We start from the raw sequence: 16,095 nt of genomic DNA on the forward strand, positions 1-16,095 counted from the left end.
ATTGGATGAAACTACTAAAAAAGTCCTATATCCCTAGTTGAGCGGATCGAAACGCTGCAAGATGAGAGCGATAAACACCACTGGCAAACCTACACCCATGCAAATGAGAGCTTGGATAAATGTTAAAGGTGTGGTGTCAAACACTTGATTCATCATGCTCCACTGACTGAACAGACATTGTAAAATCACCACAACCACAATTCCGATCGCAGGTGCATAGGCTACGGGTGTGCGTTTACCTTGGATTCTCACGACTAGAGATGGTAAAAACTGGGTAATGCTTAACAGGTAAAAGACTTCTGCTGCCACCAATCCATTAATCGCCATCGTGCGAGCTAAGGCTTCATTGCCTGTAGTTTGAAGTATCCATTGAAACACCCCAAAAATTACCACCCAATTGAAAACAGAAATCGCTAATATGCGCTTAAGTAAACTGCCTGATAAAAGCTTTTCTCTGGGGTTGCGCGGTGGTTGCTGCATCACCTGTCCAGATTTTGGCTCAAAGGCGAGGGGAACAATCAACCCTACTGAACTTACCATGTTCAACCAGAGAATTTGAATTGGTAAGATGGGAAGCACAGTTGCCAGGAGAATGGCAATCAAAATCGTCATCGATTCTCCAACGTTGATCGGCAGCAAGAAGGCGATCGCTTTTCGCAAGTTGCGGTAAACACCACGTCCTTCCTCCACAGCCGCTTCTATTGAGGCAAAGTTATCGTCAGTTAGAAGCATATCCGCTGATTCTTTGGCAACCTCTGCCCCGGCTATGCCCATCGCTACACCAATATCTGCCTGTTTGAGAGCGGGAGCATCATTGACACCATCTCCAGTCATGGCAACAATTTCACCCTGAGACTGCAACGCTTTCACCAGATGCAATTTTTGTTCTGGGGCAACTCGCGCAAATACCATACCTTGTTCAGCCGCTTGGGCGAATTCTTTTTCATTCATCTGAGCTAATTGCTGTCCGGTAAAAACCTGTTCTTCAGTGGAGCAAATTCCCATTTGGCGGGCGATCGCAGCTGCTGTTAACGCATGATCCCCAGTGATCATCTTCACCTGAATCCCGGCAGATTGACAGGCTTTGACTGCGGCGATCGCTTCCTCACGCGGCGGATCGATTATGCCCTGAAGTCCCAAAAACACGAGTCCTCGATCGATATCATTGCGATTTAAAGAGCGCTTAGTGGCAACTTCTTTGCTGGCAAAAGCTAGTACTCGTAACCCTTGGTTTGCCATACCAGCAACTTCCTGCTCCACTGCGGCAGAATTGAGACGAGCGAGTTGTCCTTGAGCATCGAACATGCGATCGCATCGTTGGAGAATTGCCTCTACAGAACCTTTGAGATAAATGACATTGAGCGATCGCTTTGCATCTAATTCATGCAAAGTCGCCATGTATTGGAATTGAGACTCAAAGGGAATGGTGTCTATTCTAGCTAATTGCTCTAGATTCGCTTGCGTCAATCCCACTTTATTGGCAGCTGTAATCAATGCTCCCTCGGTTGCGGTTCCTACTAAGTCCCACTGTCCATCTCCCCATTCGATGTGAGAATCATTGCAGAGCAATCCTGCTTCCAGGGATTCCCAAAGAGCAATATGTCCATTTGCATTGAAATCAACAGGCTGTTGATCCATTAGGATTTCACCATCTGGGGCATAACCAATACCGCTAACGGTGTAATGTTGCCCACCCGCATAAATCTTTTGAACCGTCATCTGATTTTCAGTTAACGTCCCAGTTTTATCAGAGCAGATAACAGTGGTACTTCCCAAGGTTTCCACTGCGGGTAGCTTGCGAATAATTGCCTTACGTCGTGCCATCCGGGAAACTCCGATCGCTAAAGTGACGGTAACAATTGCAGGCAATCCTTCTGGAATCGCGCTGACTACCAGAGCTACACTCGCTTTGAAAACATCAATCCAAGATTCGCCTTGTCCTAATCCGACTGCAAATGTCAGGGCAGCTAAACATAAAATGACATACAACAAGGTTTTGCTAAACTTGTCAATATTTCGCGTTAGCGGTGTTTTCAGATTTGTGCTGCTTTCAATTAACTGCGAGATGCGACCGGTTTCAGTGGCATCTGCGATCGCTACTACAATCCCTTCTGCCTGTCCAAAACTAACGAAACTTCCTGTATACACCATATTGCTGCGTTCCACTAACGGTGTTTCCATAGCTAGCGATGCCGTTGCTTTCTCAACCGGAACGGATTCGCCTGTTAAGGCAGATTCGTCAACTTGCAACCCACGCACACTTAATAGCCGCAGATCCGCAGGTACTTTATCCCCAGATGCGAGCAATACCAAATCACCCAAAACAAGTTCAGTCGAAGCCAAACGAGTTTTTTGACCATTGCGAATCACAGTTGCTTCGGTAGTGACGGCTTTGGATAGAGCAGCGATCGCACCTTCTGCTTTCGATTCTTGAATGTAGCCAATAGTGACGTTAATCAGGGTGACACCAAAAATTACTCCCGCATCTATCCAATCTTGCAGCAGCAGCGTTACTACTCCTGCTGTCAGCAAAATATATAGTAGTGGTTGATTAAATTGCTCTAAAAATCGTAGCCAAGAACTTTTTCCACCTTTAGTAGTCAGTTGATTTGCACCCATCTGTTGATGTCGGGTGATAGCTTCTTCATGGGTCAAACCTGCTTCGGGATGGCTGGCTAACGTTTGCACAACCTTTTGTTCACCTAAAGTATGCCATTCATAGTTGAGTAAATCTTTTGTTGTTTGGGCAAAAGTATTTGTAGCGATCGTATCTGCTGTCATTTCCGTCTCCAAAAATCATTAGTAATTAACAGATTTAATCTGGATTTCTCTGTTTGAATCTGTACCTTTCTTTTTTCAAATTGGTGTTATTACGAGAATCTTTTGCTAAGTTCATAAATATGCCATTCCTGCACACCCCAATAACTAAGAATCGATTCTGCTTGCCAGATTTCATCTGTTGTTCCTTCTACCTTCACCAAAAATTTTTCTTGGCAGGTGGTTGGCTCACAGAGTCTAGGTTGCCTTTCGGGAGCAAACCAACCTTGAAATGCACCATAAACACTGCCAAAAATCGCACTCGCTCCACCTGCCAGCAGTGTACTCACCACAGATTCAACCGCTAATGCTGGCCCAAAACCGGGAATAATTAATACGCCAAGTCCGGCTGTTAGTGCCAGGAAGCCTCCGGCTGTTCCTCCTGTAATTGCACCTGCTTTAGCACCTTCGATCGGAGTTATGGGATGTTTACCCGCATTAGCATCCTCGTGCAACTTTTTGTCTTCAGAGTCTAAAGTGAACACAGAAATTTTCTGCATGGGAAAGTCAATCGCTCTGAGTTCATCAAGCACCTGTGTTGCAGCCTGACGGGTAGAAATGATACCGATTGCATTTTTAACTGGACTGAAATTCATTACAACATCTCCTATCAAAATCAGTAAGTTTAAAACGAAGCTTTATTAATCTCCAAATAGTAAAAAACTATAGTTTGATAGTGTGAGCATGAACCGTATTAGTTCGAGTATTCGTTTTAAACCTCAGTTGGGTTAGTTTCGTTTCTCTGCTTCTTTTCCAGGATTGCTGATGAATGTGAACGAAAAGTGAATAAATTGCTTATCCTACTTAATTTCACTTTCAAATCACATTTGTCCCTCAAGCTAAAAGACAACAAAAGTGAATGAAGTAATTGATTATTGGAGCTGGATATGAGCTTTAAGAAGATTTTTGTGGCGGTCAATGATTCACCTGCGACTGCAACAGTGTTTATAAAAGCACTGGAGTTAGCCCAAAGAGATGCTGCTCAGTTAATGATTGGTTACAGCATTGAGCTAGCAGCTTCTAATCAACTCACTGTGAACTTAGTAGACCTGGAAATAGAAACACAACTGGCACAAAGTTTACTCCAGTTGTACTATCAGAAAGCGAAAACACTAGGCATTATGGCAGAATCCAGTTATCAAACAGGAGATCCAGGGACTAACATCTGTGATTTAGCCCGGAGTTGGGGAGCAGATCTGATTGTGCTTGGTCGTAGAGGACTTAAAGGATTTGTCGAACTTTTAGCAGGAAGTGTGAGCAATCACGTTGTTCATCACGCTCCATGTTCCGTTTTGGTTGTTCAAGGTCAGTAGTTCCTTCACAACTGTCTACCAACCACCATAATTTTGAATAATTTTGCTATTCAAACGTGAGCTTTCCACGAATAGTATTCATTATGCTTTACAAGAAACAATCTAGTTTCCTCGTAGTCCACCAAAGAAATTTTGCAAGGTTTATTTTATGGTAGAAAAATCAAGTTCTTTTCTTCCCCTGCTCCCCCTGCTTTATCTGCCTACCTTCACCCGTAGTTTTTGGGTTGGTCGAATACTAGGACAACAATACATTGGGTTATTTTTAGCAGTAATAACCGTTTTCATTCTGGTTTTCCTATCAACTTATACCCATGAAAATCTACACTGAAATCGAAATTCAGGCATCCGATAAGCAGGTCTGGAACTTACTCACTGATTTTGCCAGTTTTCCACATTGGAATCTATTTATTCGTCAAATTAGTGGTTCGCTGAGTGAAGGGGCACAGCTAACCGTTCACTTTCAGCCTCCGGGTACAGATATTATGATCTTTCGACCTACTGTGATTACGATAGAACCTAATCGCAAATTGCGCTGGTTAGGGCACTTTTTGATCCCAGGATTATTTGACGGTGAACACAGCTTTATCATTGAACCGCTAGGAAGCGATGTCTACGACGGGCTACGCCTACGCGTCCGCTTCATTCAGCAAGCATCTTTCCAGGGCTTACTAGTACCTCTGCTGGCTCGTCGATTAAATATTGACGTTCGCCAAGGGTTTGAAGCCATGAACCAAACATTGAAAACTAAGGCAGAACGCATTGATGCTACGAGAACGCCAAGACACCACAGTTCAAGCCTTGCTAGCTGAAGCCTTAAATGACCTGTTCGATAAATACGGCAAGAAACCAATAACCTGAGTAGGCGATCAGAGGCAATCGCCTCTTGTTGTCAATAGGGAGTGAGAAATTGTAGTAAAGTTATTGCTATTAATTAGCATTAATTTTGACCATCTACCAGTCGCTAACTATGACTATTACCCCTACACCAGAATGGGATGAATGGTGGGCAGAAGCTGCCAAAAATAGCCCGCAGAATCCATTAGAGCCATTTGAATCCTATTGTCAAGTACCCAGGCAAATAGGTAAAGGCTATGGGCGAGATATCGAGGTGTATCCCCAACTCCAGCTTTGGATTGGGGACTGTGAATATCACGATGATATCTTATTTCAAGATCCTGAATCGAATCATCCTCTACAATTTGATATCGAGCTTTTAGGAAGTAACGCAGATAATACACTGATCTCTGGTGCTGGCGTTCAACGCTCATGGATGGGAATCACTCCAAAATCACGGAGTGTGGGTGTTGGTATTCATATGCCACCTGAGCTATTGGGAACCTTTTTCCCAATAGCGGGCGGTGAAATTCCTTCACAGTTCAGCCTACTGGCGAAAGGTGATGATTTGCAGATAATACTAGAGCCTAAAAAGACTAGTGCTGTCCACTCTGTGGTACAACAAATTATCTATTGTCCCTATCAAGCAATCACCAAGCTGATGTTCTTGCAGGTGAGAGTGCTGGAACTGATCCGCTTGCAGTTAACTCCTTTACTGGTAGAACAAGGTGGAGTGCAATCATTGCTACGACTTAAGCCCTCAACTATCACCGGAATTCATCACGCCAGGGAAATTTTGCTCTCTCGTCTGGAAAACCCGCCATTGATACTAGAATTAGCGCAACTTGTGGGAGTGAGCGAAAGTACCCTGCAACGGGGATTTCGTCAACTGTTTGGCACAACAGTATTTGGTTATCTAACTGATAAACGTATGCACAGAGCAGAACAATTACTGCGAAGTGGTAACTTGACTGTTGCCGAAGTTGCAAATTTATTGGGTTATGCTCACTTGGGACACTTTGGTGCTGCCTTTAAACGCAGATTTGGGATTACACCGAGTGAATGTTTTTTTGGCAAAAAGATTGTTTCGGGATAGTGTGCTTGTTTTTGGATAGACTAAAATGCGATCGCTCCTCTACACTAAGCTTCATTGCAATTAATAACTATACGCAATAAGCCTTTTAATCAAAACTGTGTGAGAAGCGGTATGAAAAGTCGGCAGTTCAATATCTATTTATGGCTGGCAGCAACTTTAGTCGGGATTATCAGCACTCTGGTAACTAAAGTCGCCTCAGCAGAGGTGAAATTTGAGAATCAGACTCAAAAAGCCTCCCTTTTAAAGCAGGGTGGTGAGAATCAAAAAATCCGGCAACCTAGCGAGTTAGAAATCCCTCTCACCAGCGCAGAACATTTACTCGTGCAGTCGCCCACACCGCAAACCACACCTGCGCCGACAATTCAAATAACGGGGGTGAAAGCCAATCCCACTGATAAAGGTGTGGAGATAATTTTAGAGACACCTCTTGGGACTCGACTGCAAGTAACAAATCGCAGTATGGGGAATAATTTTATTGCAGATATATCTGGCGGACAGTTACGACTACCTGACGGTGAAGCGTTCACATTTCGTTCCCAGAAACCGCTTGCGGGAATTACTGAAATAATAGTAACGAATATTGATGCAAATACTGTGCGAGTGACGGTGGTGGGTGAGAAAACTTTACCAATAGTTGAGTTATATGATGATGATGCAGGGCTGGTTTTTGGGGTAGCATCTACTGCAACTGCGATGCAGCCACCTCAAACACCGCAAACTCAAGAAAAGCCAGCACTTCCTGCACCACAGGAGACACCATCGACACAAGGTGATGAGCCGATTGAGTTAATCGTAACCGGAGAGCAAGATGGATATCGCGTGCCGAATAGCAGTGTGGGAACCCGAACCGACACCCCCCTGCGCGATATTCCCCAATCGATTCAAGTTGTGCCCCAACAAGTGCTGCGCGACCAAAACGTCTCCACCCTCAACGAAGCTCTGAGAAACGTTCCTAGCGTATCTCCACTCCGTGGTTCAACAAGTGAAGCTTCCCAATTTTCTATTCGAGGCTTCAGGCTCAATGGTGCCAACAATGTTCTCTAAAACGGGGTGAGACAGGCTAGAGCTCCATTGACGCAGCTTACCCCCAATATTGAAAGAATTGAAGTGCTTTTGGGTCCAGCTTCCGTGCTATATGGGTCGGGTGATCCGGGGGGAACCATCAACACCGTGACAAAGCAGCCGCTGCGCGACCCCTTCTATGCCATTGATGCCACCATTGGCAATTATGACTTCTATCAGGGTGCGATTGATTTATCGGGACCGTTGAACGACTCCAAAACACTGTTATATCGCCTTAATACAGGCTATCAGAGTAGAAACAGTTACGTTGATTTTTTTAACCAGAAGCAATTCTCGATTTTCCCCGTTTTCAGGTGGGATATTAGTAAGCACACCCACATCACTTTGGAAGGTGAGTATATAGATCAAAATGAGCTTCTTGACGGCGGCTTGCCAGTGTACGGCACGGTGCTACCGAACCTCAATGGTAAAATCCCGCGCGGTACTTATCTTGGAGAACCTGATACCAGATATTATATCAGGCAATACAGATTGGGTTATCGGCTGGAGCATCAGTTCAGCGACAACTGGTCGATACAACAGGCATTTCAGTGGAGAGTGAGAAAAATCACAGGTACAGCCGGGCAGCGTTATCCTGACTCTCTTGATGCCGACGATCGAACCTTGAACGGGGGACTTACTGACCCTGGGGCTTACCGCACAAATACCTACGATCTAAACGTCAATCTAACTGGCAAATTTTCCACGGGTTCAATTGGTCATCAGCTCGTCTTTGGAGGCGATCTGGGGAAATACGACAATAGAGAGGATGCTTCTGGTGCACCTGCTCGCCCTTTAGATCTGTTCGACCCTGTGTATGGGCAGCCCCCTGCTGGACCTTACATCCGTAATTATGATGTAAGAAATTTGCAAGACACTGTAGGAATTTATCTTCAAGACCAGGTGACGCTGGCTCCTAACCTTAAGTTTCTGCTGGGCGGACGGTTTGATTTGTTTGAGCTAAGTTCCGAGGATTTTCTGGCAAATACTAAAGACAATCAATCTGGAGATGGCTTCAGTCCGCGTGCGGGCATTGTCTATCAGCCCATTCAACCCCTAAGCCTCTATGCCAACTACAGCCGCTCATTTAGCCCAGTTAGTGGACGCAGTTTTGAGGGTGACCTGTTTCAACCCGAGCGGGGCACCCAGTATGAAGTGGGGGTCAAGGCAGATTTGAATGACCGACTTTCGGCAACCCTCTCTTTCTACCAACTAACCCGTATCGGCATCTTGACGGCCGATACAAGACCCGGTGTACCTCCAGATCGATATGCGATTCAGATTGGGGAGCAGCGCAGCCGAGGGATTGAACTTAGCTTTCAAGGTGAAATTTTACCGGGATGGAACATCATTGCAGGCTATTCCTATACCAATGCCATAGTCAGCGAAGACAACACAATTCCCGTGGGTACTCGGTTGGGTAATGTGCCTGAAAATGCGATTAACTTTTGGACAAGCTATGAAATTCAGCGCGGTTCGATGAAAGGTTTTGGCGCTGGTGTGGGTTTGTTCTTTGTGGGAGAGCGGGAAGGTGATTTAAGTAATACCTTTCAACTCCCCAGCTATTTTCGGACGGATGCGGCAATTTTTTACCAGCGTGATCGCTTTCGCGCAGGACTCAATTTTAGAAATCTGTTCGATGTCAATTATTTTGAAGCTGCCGATTATGAATTTGGCATTTTTTACGGTGAGCCGTTGACGGTGCAAGCAACGATTTCGTGGCAGTTTTAATGATAATTTGTGGACTTACGGGTGAGATGTCATGAGGGTGGAAGCTTACTATAATTGCCCTGGTTGTTTATATACTTTTAGGCGTTAGCGTAGCTTACCGTAGGTATTGCTATCAAGAATAACGTAGGCGATCGCCCTTGGAAACTGAGCAAATTCTTAACAGGCGTTCCCGCTTCTTTTGTGGTCGCCGCTACGCGTAGCTTGCTTCCACGAAGTGGTACGGGTTGCCGTAGGCATCGCCACCATTACCTCTCTGCACTCTTATAATCACAATACCTTGTGAAATTCCTGTCTATCATCAATGTCCTTCGATAACCTGTGCAAATTACTTTCAGAAAAACATCCCGTTACTTTTGCCAGTTGGGTATTAGGTACACCGCAAACTTCCGTCACAGTCCTCAAAACCGAATTAAGCATTGAACCGATTCGCGCTGATTATGTCACATTTCTACAGTTGCAAGGACGCATTCTCCACTTGGAATTTCAAACAAAATTAGAATCTACACCACCCTTACCCCTGCGGATGTTAGATTATTGGGTAAGATTGTATCGCTTGTATCGTTTACCAGTAACGCAAGTTGTTGTCTTATTGCTTCCCCCCACACCAGAAACAGTAATTGAAACTGCCTTCAGCGTCGAAACCACCCGTCATGAATATCGCGTGATTTGCATGTGGAAGGAAAATCCCGAACTGTTCCTCAATGACGAGGCTTTGTTACCCTTAGCACCACTAGCAGCAACCACCCAACCCCAAGCCTTGTTGCAACAAGTTGTGGAACGAGTGAATCAACTTCAGCCAGGACAACGACCAGAAATTTCCGCTTACACCCAAATCTTAGCGGGATTAAAATACAAAAAGGACTTGATTCGACAATTATTTCGGGAGGGTATGATGCGCGAGTCAGTAATTTATCAGGAAATTCTCGCTGAAGGAGAACAACGAGGACGGCAAGAAGGAGAACAAGCGCTCATTCTCCGTCAACTCACTCGAAGGGTGGGAGAATTACCCCAACAGGTGCTAGAGCGGATTGCAACTCTCTCTTTAGAACAATTAGAAAATCTCGGAGAAGCATTGTTAGATTTTCAGGCGATCGCAGATTTAGAAACCTGGTTTAGCGCATTAGAGTAGCTTGTTCTCCATATACTTTTAGGCGATGTCTGTTGACTCGCATATCTAGCGTCTACGCCAGTTCAATTCTTGCGTTCGCCCTTGGCGTTGGCAAAGCCATCGCTTTGGTGTTTAATAAAAGCAAGTTTGCTAAGTTCCTATATTGAATTCGGACAGTCGTTGATTGAATTCGGACAGTCGTTGATTGAATTCGGACAGTCGTTGATTGAATTCGGACAGTCGTTGATTAAATTTGGGCAGTCGTTGATTAAATTTGGGCAGTCGTTGATTGAATTCGGGCAGTCGTTGATTGAATTCGGGCAGTCGTTGATTGAATTCGGGCAACCCCAAAAATGAATCTATTCAATGCAACCGAGATCATGCTTAAAAATCACTGGTCTTCGGCTTTGATTGTTACGTCGCTATACCATGTCAGGCGTACTGCATTTATAGTGTCCCACATAGGCATCGATTATCAAGTTGTTCCCTGTGAAGTACCCGTTGCAGCATGGATTTTGCAATTGCTCATAGGTCAGTGAGAAAATTACCTGTTGACTCGATTAGCATTTGTGGATAATCAAAATCCTATGGATTGACTCCAGAACAGATGCTGCGACGGGAACATCCCAATGCAAGCAAATCTACCAAGATGATGAGTTGTCATTGCGAATGAAGCGTTTGCGGTAGCGTCTCGTAGAGAAGTGGAATGTAGGCGCAGCCTTCTTGTTCGCGTTAGCGTCTTTGTTAGGAGAAGAGTAGCAATCGCAATATCTGACTTTTCCCGTTAAGTCTCTCTAGCAAGCTTCCAATCCTCTCTACGAGACGCTACGCGAACACAGATGTCGTGCAATTTTAACCAGCCTCGCTACAAGACTTGGATGCCAATGGGTGTTTTACTTCGATGTTCTAGGTAGCCGCCAAGACGAGCAACAGCTTCAACAGCCCAATTAACTGTTAACACTTTGGGTAGTTTGGGAGACAATGTTATTCCACAAATTCATAGCGTACTAACTTTCTAACATCCTGACGGGGTAGACCTAATTCTTGGGCAATTGTCGCTTCTATTTGGTTGAATTCTATTGTTGGAAGTTCTAATTCCAATCGTTTGAGGATGGGATCTGCTGTTTCTACTTCAACCTGGGTAATTCTTTTAGTTCGGTTGACAGCAGCGTTAATGAGCAACACATTGACTGATACCCGTGCTTCAAGTTGAGTATCTGACTGAAGTTTTTTCTTCGTGGAGTAGGGTCGGCTTAACTCTTGAGCAGCTAGGAAATTACAGCCAAACCAAAACACAACCCCTACCAGTGGTAGAGGTAACCAAAACTCTAATCCCAGCCCTTGCAGCCAACGTTTACTAATACGCCACACACTACACCTGCTTCTCATTTTGCTAGATCACAGTTCATGTATATCCTAATCAGGTAGACAATCCTCTGAAATCCGACTGATGAAAGACGTTGAGATTGCTTCAATAGATTATTCTAAACAAGCACAAGTGTATAAAGGTGATGAAAATCTTACTGGTAGAGGATGATCCAAAACAATTAATGCCGTTACAAATGGTTCTCTCTCAGGCTGGACACAGCGTTGATGGTGTCAAGGATGGTGAAACCGCTCAATGGCTTTTGGCTGAAAAAGAATATGACTTGCTGATTTTGGATTGGATGTTACCTCGGATTAGTGGAGTAAGTTTGTGTCAACAGTATCGGGCGGCGGGAAAAACTGCTCCCGTATTAATGATTACGGCAAAAGATACCACACCTGATAAAGTCATAGGATTAGATGCCGGAGCTGATGATTACCTCGTCAAACCGATTGATATCGTGGAGTTCATGGCGCGGGTGCGGGCATTGAGGAGGCGATCGCCCCTCTGGCAAGGAGACACTCTCTGCTTGGCAGACCTGCAACTTCATCTCGATACCCTAATTTTGGAACGACAAGGGGCGATCGTATCCCTTTCCAGCCAAGAGTTTCAGTTGTTAGAGTACTTCATGCGTCATCCTAAGCAAGTCCTGACTCGTAACCAGATTGAACAAGCTGTATGGGAGTGGGGTAGTGAGCCAGAAAGCAATGCAATCACCGTTCTAGTTCGTAAACTTCGCCAACGTTTGCAAACATTAGCAGCAGCGGATTGGATTGAAACTGTTTACGGCATGGGCTATCGCCTCAACCCTCCAGAACCATCTTGAAATTTGATAATGGCTGAGACAAAGAGTAGGCAATAGTGTAGTTCAATTACTTGAAAAGTCTTATAATTACGAATTACGTAGCTTGCTTCTCGCCTTTGGCGAGTATTACGAATTACGAATTAGCATGAGTTGTGTTTAACCGCAGTCGTCGTAATTTAGCTCGTTGGTTTACCCTTTCAATGGGGTGCATTCTCATTCTCTTTGCTGGAGTTATTTATAATCTTGAGGTAAAAGACAAGCTCAAAGCATTAGATCAGCTGCTTTATAAAAGAGCAGAGCTAATGGCAGCCAGTTCGCAGTATCGGCTGTATCAAGGACATAAACAAGTCGATCTGAGCAATATACCGCTATTAGGTAGTGGTTCTCACCCTGCTGATATTGAACTGGTTTATGTTCGCTGGTATGACCCTGAAGGTAAACTTAAGCGGTTTTTTGGGACTCCACCTCCAGAACAGTTACAAACAGCATCTGGTTTTCTGACGATTAAATCAGTTAACCCCCTTACAAACGAGGCGCTTTGGTTGCGTCAAGTCACGCTACCTGTTCAAGGAGGAAATTCGGTCATTGGTTATCTGCAAGTTGCTATTCCGCTGACAGAAACTCAAAACGATCTCAGACAATTTCAGTTAATGCTGACCCTGGCTGTGCCTGTAGCACTGGGGTTAATTGGACTTACAGGTTGGGTACTCAGTGGCATAGCTATGCAGCCTGTTCAGCTAGCCTATAATCAACTGCAACGCTTTACATCAGATGCTTCTCATGAGTTGCGATCGCCCCTTTCTGCGATTTTGACCAATGCCCAAGTTGGGTTATTAATGGCAGCAGACCATCCCCAAATCCATCCCTCAGTGGAGAACATCATCGATAGCGCCAAGTCGATGAGTACCTTGGTCAATAACCTACTGCTGTTGGCTCGGCATCAGGGAAAATTAACTCCCGAATCTCTCAAAAAGATTAATCTCAATAGCTTGCTAGAGAATTTAACTATTTATTACAATACTGTTGCTGCAAAAGCGTCGATCGAGTTGATTAGCCATTTACCAGAACAACCTATTGAGTTGTGGGCTGACCCCGATTTGCTGCGGCTAGCTGTGGAAAACTTACTCAACAACGCTTGCAATTACACTCCGTCTGGTGGAACTGTCTGGTTACGCTTAGAACCTCATCCAGATCGGGCAGTAATTCAGGTCATCGATACTGGAATTGGAATTCCAGAGGCAGACTTACCTTACATTTTTGATCGCTTTTACCGGGTTGACACAGAACGTGCCAGAGAAAGCGGCGGATTTGGGTTGGGATTGGCGATCGCTCAACAAATTGTCCAGGCTCACGGCGGTCACATTCATGTGATGAGCAACGAGGGTAAAGGCTCCACGTTCCAGATAAAGCTACCGCTTATAAGCCATTCCTAAATCACCTTTAATAGATGATAATTGATAATGAAATTCTAAAACAAAAAGCTATATTTAACGACCCGTTAACAGAGAAGGCACTGTTAGCGAATTCAAGTTAAATTAATCCAAACGTGGACTATTACAAATACATTTTAGAGTTGAGCAAAGCTTCTTCAAAGGTGTAGCTGTCAGTTTTTTGACAGGTAGTAGATTACTTCGATGCCTATGGCTACTCCTACCATAAATACTAAAACCCAGACAGTTTGTGGATCTGTTTGCAAAGCAAACCAAATTAACATTCCTAGTGCTACCAAACATATTCCAGTACCTAGAAGTGAAATCCATTGCTTGCTTTTCGTATAACGATACATACGAGCATTAGCTAAATTAACCGCAGCAAATATTAGGAGAAACCCGGCACTACCCATCGTTGAGATCCGACTTATATCAAAGAAATTAGCGATTATGAGAGTGATACCACTAGTAATAAATAAGCCAATTGAAGATTGATCTATGCTATTTATTTGGCTGTCAAAGTCAAACCCTCTAGATTTAGCAATCACAGAGCTAAAACGAGCTGAACCGTAGAGTGTTGCGTTACTAGCCGAGATAGTTGAGAAAAGAGCAGCAATAGTAATCAAAACAGATCCAAATTGTCCCATAATTGGTTTGGCAACTTCAGCCAAAGCATAGTCTTTTGCTGCCAAAATCTGTTCTACTGGTTCTGCTGCCAGTGTAACCAGTGCTATTAAAACGTAAAGCAAAATAACGAATCCGATTACAGAGTAATAAACTCGTGGCAAAGTATGCTTGGGATTGACAAGATCCTCTGCTGCATTGGCGATTAGCTCAAAGCCTTCATAAGACAAGAAGATTACCATTGCCCCTGCGAAAATTGACTGTAGTGACGATACTGAGACTGTTTCTAGACGGGAAATGTCGATATGACTACTTCCCATAGTAATGAACAGGATCAAAATCCCTAGTTTGAAGCTGACAATCCAGATTTGAGATTTACCAACATGATTGGCAGTTAGTAGATTTAATCCAGTTGTCCCTAAAATTGCCAAGCTAATCAGTAAATGCTTCCAAATAGGTTGAGTAGATGTGAACAGGCTAACTCCATAACTACCAAAAGCCTGTAAGTAAAAGGAAAGCATGACTACATAGCTAAACCACAGTAGAAGATTGAGTGTCCCACTAAACAGCCCTGAACCAAAAGCCTGGTTTAAGAAGGTTACTGTCCCGCCTCGACACGGATGAGCTACTGAAAGTTTTGCATAAGCATAAGTAGTTATCAAAGCTATTGTGCCGGCGATCGCAAATGCTAGTGGTGCGCCTGTCTGAGCTATTTGAATTACAACTCCCAGCGCTGGGAAAAGTCCACCGACAATGCCTCCGACACCTAATGCCCACACAGACCAAAAACCGATTTTTTTGCTTGACACCTGTAACCTCTTTAGGAATAGATAGTCTTATAATCGTTGACCAACAGGCATATAATCAAGCTGAGATTAGGTGGTTGGGAATATAACGGTTTTCGCTCAAATGAGGCACATCCTCAAAGTTGAGAGGGTTTATATATGAAGTCTAGCTAGACTTCACCAACATAGAAAGGGCTATAGAAGCCTTAAATAAAGAATTTAGTCCTGCTCGCATGGCGAGATTTATGTAGCGATTTGAGATTGGGAGTGGAGACAATACGGTTCTGCTTTAGAGATTAACTTAATTCCCAAAGCCTTATTTATCTGAGCAAAAGTTTTACTAGGGATAGATATCAAAGCTTTCTAAATAGCTTGTAATGCTGCCTTGGTTCCTAATTGATTAGCCAGTTCAGATACACTAACTTCAGCAGCAGCTAAGACTAAGAGTTGTGCAGATTGGTTGTAGATGTCAATTCCATATACTGACTTTTCCTGTTAAGTCTCAAAAGACCTACTGATAAAGGATTTTGGAGAAAGGGCTGTATATACAGTAATTGAAATTGGGTGCTAAAGGTGATAAGTAATGCTGGACTGGTAAAAGAAAAATTTTGCGACTTGTAAGTTAGACGATAACTTCGTTAAGTTTCACTAACGTTGATTGAATGAGTGTGCAATGTCAAAAGGTATACCTTAAGTCAAGTATTTGGCAAAACATTGTCAGAAATCTTCAGGAGAGTAACTGTACTTAAGAGTTCTAAATTAAGAGACTCGACGACGGCGGGAAATAAGGTAAACCCCCAACAAAGCAAGTCCTCCAAGAGTTGTAGGTTCGGGAACAGGATGAGGTTTAACACCAACAGATGGAATTTGAATAGGAACATACAACTTTTCAACCACAACAGGTGGAATTTCAACCGCAACAGGTGGAATTTTAACCGTAACAGGTGGAATTTCAACCGCAGCAGGTGGAGTTTTAACCGCAACAGGTGGAGTTTCAACCACAATAGGTGGAGTTTTAACCGCAACAGGTAAAGTTACAACGCCAACAGGTGGAGTTTCAACAGCTTTGGAACAATTAGCCGAGCTATTTTTATTAGCAATTCCTAATGTTGCATTAGCGTCTA

At 43.9% G+C, this 16,095-nt stretch carries 12 protein-coding genes and 2 pseudogenes; 8 read left to right on the forward strand and 6 right to left on the reverse strand.

All coding sequences use genetic code 11. From position 1 onward, the window contains the following. Positions 1-33 precede the first annotated feature (33 nt). On the reverse strand, positions 34-2,781 hold the full coding sequence (locus V7K60_RS00405; RefSeq protein ID WP_334922004.1) for a cation-translocating P-type ATPase: 2,748 nt from the start codon (positions 2,779-2,781) through the stop codon (positions 34-36). Between the two features lie 89 nt (positions 2,782-2,870). Then, positions 2,871-3,413 carry a hypothetical protein gene (locus tag V7K60_RS00410; protein ID WP_334922006.1) on the reverse strand — a complete coding sequence of 181 codons (543 nt, stop codon included), beginning with the start codon at positions 3,411-3,413 and terminating at the stop codon, positions 2,871-2,873. A gap of 291 nt (positions 3,414-3,704) precedes the next feature. Between V7K60_RS00410 and V7K60_RS00415 the strand changes: the two genes are divergently transcribed. The 6 genes and pseudogenes from V7K60_RS00415 (at position 3,705) to V7K60_RS00435 (ending at position 9,982) form a co-directional block, all read left to right on the forward strand. After that, positions 3,705-4,130, forward strand: coding sequence for a universal stress protein (locus V7K60_RS00415; RefSeq protein ID WP_334922008.1), 426 nt, complete (start codon positions 3,705-3,707; stop codon positions 4,128-4,130). A 311-nt stretch (positions 4,131-4,441) separates the two neighbouring features. Continuing rightward, complete coding sequence (locus V7K60_RS00420; RefSeq protein WP_334922010.1) at positions 4,442-4,939, forward strand: SRPBCC domain-containing protein; 498 nt, start codon at positions 4,442-4,444, stop codon at positions 4,937-4,939. Then, positions 4,929-4,988 carry a hypothetical protein gene (locus tag V7K60_RS34980; protein ID WP_442944320.1) on the forward strand — a complete coding sequence of 20 codons (60 nt, stop codon included), beginning with the start codon at positions 4,929-4,931 and terminating at the stop codon, positions 4,986-4,988. Before V7K60_RS00420 ends, V7K60_RS34980 begins: the two co-directional genes overlap by 11 nt. Before the next feature lie 109 nt (positions 4,989-5,097). Then, positions 5,098-6,060 (forward strand): helix-turn-helix transcriptional regulator, encoded by a 963-nt coding sequence (locus V7K60_RS00425; protein WP_334922012.1) that lies wholly within the window; start codon positions 5,098-5,100, stop codon positions 6,058-6,060. Positions 6,061-6,171: 111 nt separating this feature from the next. After that, a pseudogene (locus tag V7K60_RS00430) lies at positions 6,172-8,853 on the forward strand (TonB-dependent siderophore receptor). 301 nt (positions 8,854-9,154) lie between these two features. Further along, positions 9,155-9,982 (forward strand): Rpn family recombination-promoting nuclease/putative transposase, encoded by an 828-nt coding sequence (locus tag V7K60_RS00435; protein WP_334922014.1) that lies wholly within the window; start codon positions 9,155-9,157, stop codon positions 9,980-9,982. A gap of 763 nt (positions 9,983-10,745) precedes the next feature. On the opposite strand, the pseudogene V7K60_RS34985 reads toward V7K60_RS00435, so the two are convergent. Continuing rightward, positions 10,746-10,934: pseudogene (locus V7K60_RS34985) on the reverse strand (hypothetical protein); the annotation flags it as partial. A gap of 11 nt (positions 10,935-10,945) precedes the next feature. Beyond that, a complete protein-coding gene (locus V7K60_RS00440) occupies positions 10,946-11,332 on the reverse strand; it encodes a hypothetical protein (protein WP_334922016.1) in 387 nt (128 codons plus the stop codon). 140 nt (positions 11,333-11,472) lie between these two features. Between V7K60_RS00440 and rppA the strand changes: the two genes are divergently transcribed. Both rppA and V7K60_RS00450 read left to right on the forward strand, forming a co-directional pair. Further along, positions 11,473-12,153, forward strand: coding sequence for a two-component system response regulator RppA (gene rppA, locus V7K60_RS00445; RefSeq protein WP_334922017.1), 681 nt, complete (start codon positions 11,473-11,475; stop codon positions 12,151-12,153). Between the two features lie 131 nt (positions 12,154-12,284). Then, a complete protein-coding gene (locus V7K60_RS00450; protein WP_334922020.1) occupies positions 12,285-13,565 on the forward strand; it encodes a sensor histidine kinase in 1,281 nt (426 codons plus the stop codon). A 170-nt stretch (positions 13,566-13,735) separates the two neighbouring features. Here V7K60_RS00450 and V7K60_RS00455 read toward each other — a convergent pair whose 3' ends face one another. Together V7K60_RS00455 and V7K60_RS00460 are read right to left on the reverse strand one after the other, a co-directional pair. Further along, a complete protein-coding gene (locus V7K60_RS00455) occupies positions 13,736-14,995 on the reverse strand; it encodes an APC family permease (protein WP_334922021.1) in 1,260 nt (419 codons plus the stop codon). Between the two features lie 735 nt (positions 14,996-15,730). After that, positions 15,731-16,095 (reverse strand): PEP-CTERM sorting domain-containing protein (locus V7K60_RS00460; protein ID WP_334922023.1); only part of this gene is annotated, 365 nt, incomplete at its 5' end.

The organism is Nostoc sp., from assembly GCF_036917555.1.
In the GTDB taxonomy this organism is placed as follows: domain Bacteria; phylum Cyanobacteriota; class Cyanobacteriia; order Cyanobacteriales; family Nostocaceae; genus Nostoc.

What these genes read in the sequence shown, in the direction of transcription:
- V7K60_RS00405 (WP_334922004.1), bottom strand. Translation starts at nt 2,781, where the DNA reads ATGACAGCAGATACGATCGCTACAAATACTTTTGCCCAAACAACAAAA.
- V7K60_RS00410 (WP_334922006.1), bottom strand. Translation starts at nt 3,413, where the DNA reads ATGAATTTCAGTCCAGTTAAAAATGCAATCGGTATCATTTCTACCCGT.
- V7K60_RS00415 (WP_334922008.1), top strand. Translation starts at nt 3,705, where the DNA reads ATGAGCTTTAAGAAGATTTTTGTGGCGGTCAATGATTCACCTGCGACT.
- V7K60_RS00420 (WP_334922010.1), top strand. Translation starts at nt 4,442, where the DNA reads ATGAAAATCTACACTGAAATCGAAATTCAGGCATCCGATAAGCAGGTC.
- V7K60_RS00425 (WP_334922012.1), top strand. Translation starts at nt 5,098, where the DNA reads ATGACTATTACCCCTACACCAGAATGGGATGAATGGTGGGCAGAAGCT.
- V7K60_RS00435 (WP_334922014.1), top strand. Translation starts at nt 9,155, where the DNA reads ATGTCCTTCGATAACCTGTGCAAATTACTTTCAGAAAAACATCCCGTT.
- rppA (WP_334922017.1), top strand. Translation starts at nt 11,473, where the DNA reads ATGAAAATCTTACTGGTAGAGGATGATCCAAAACAATTAATGCCGTTA.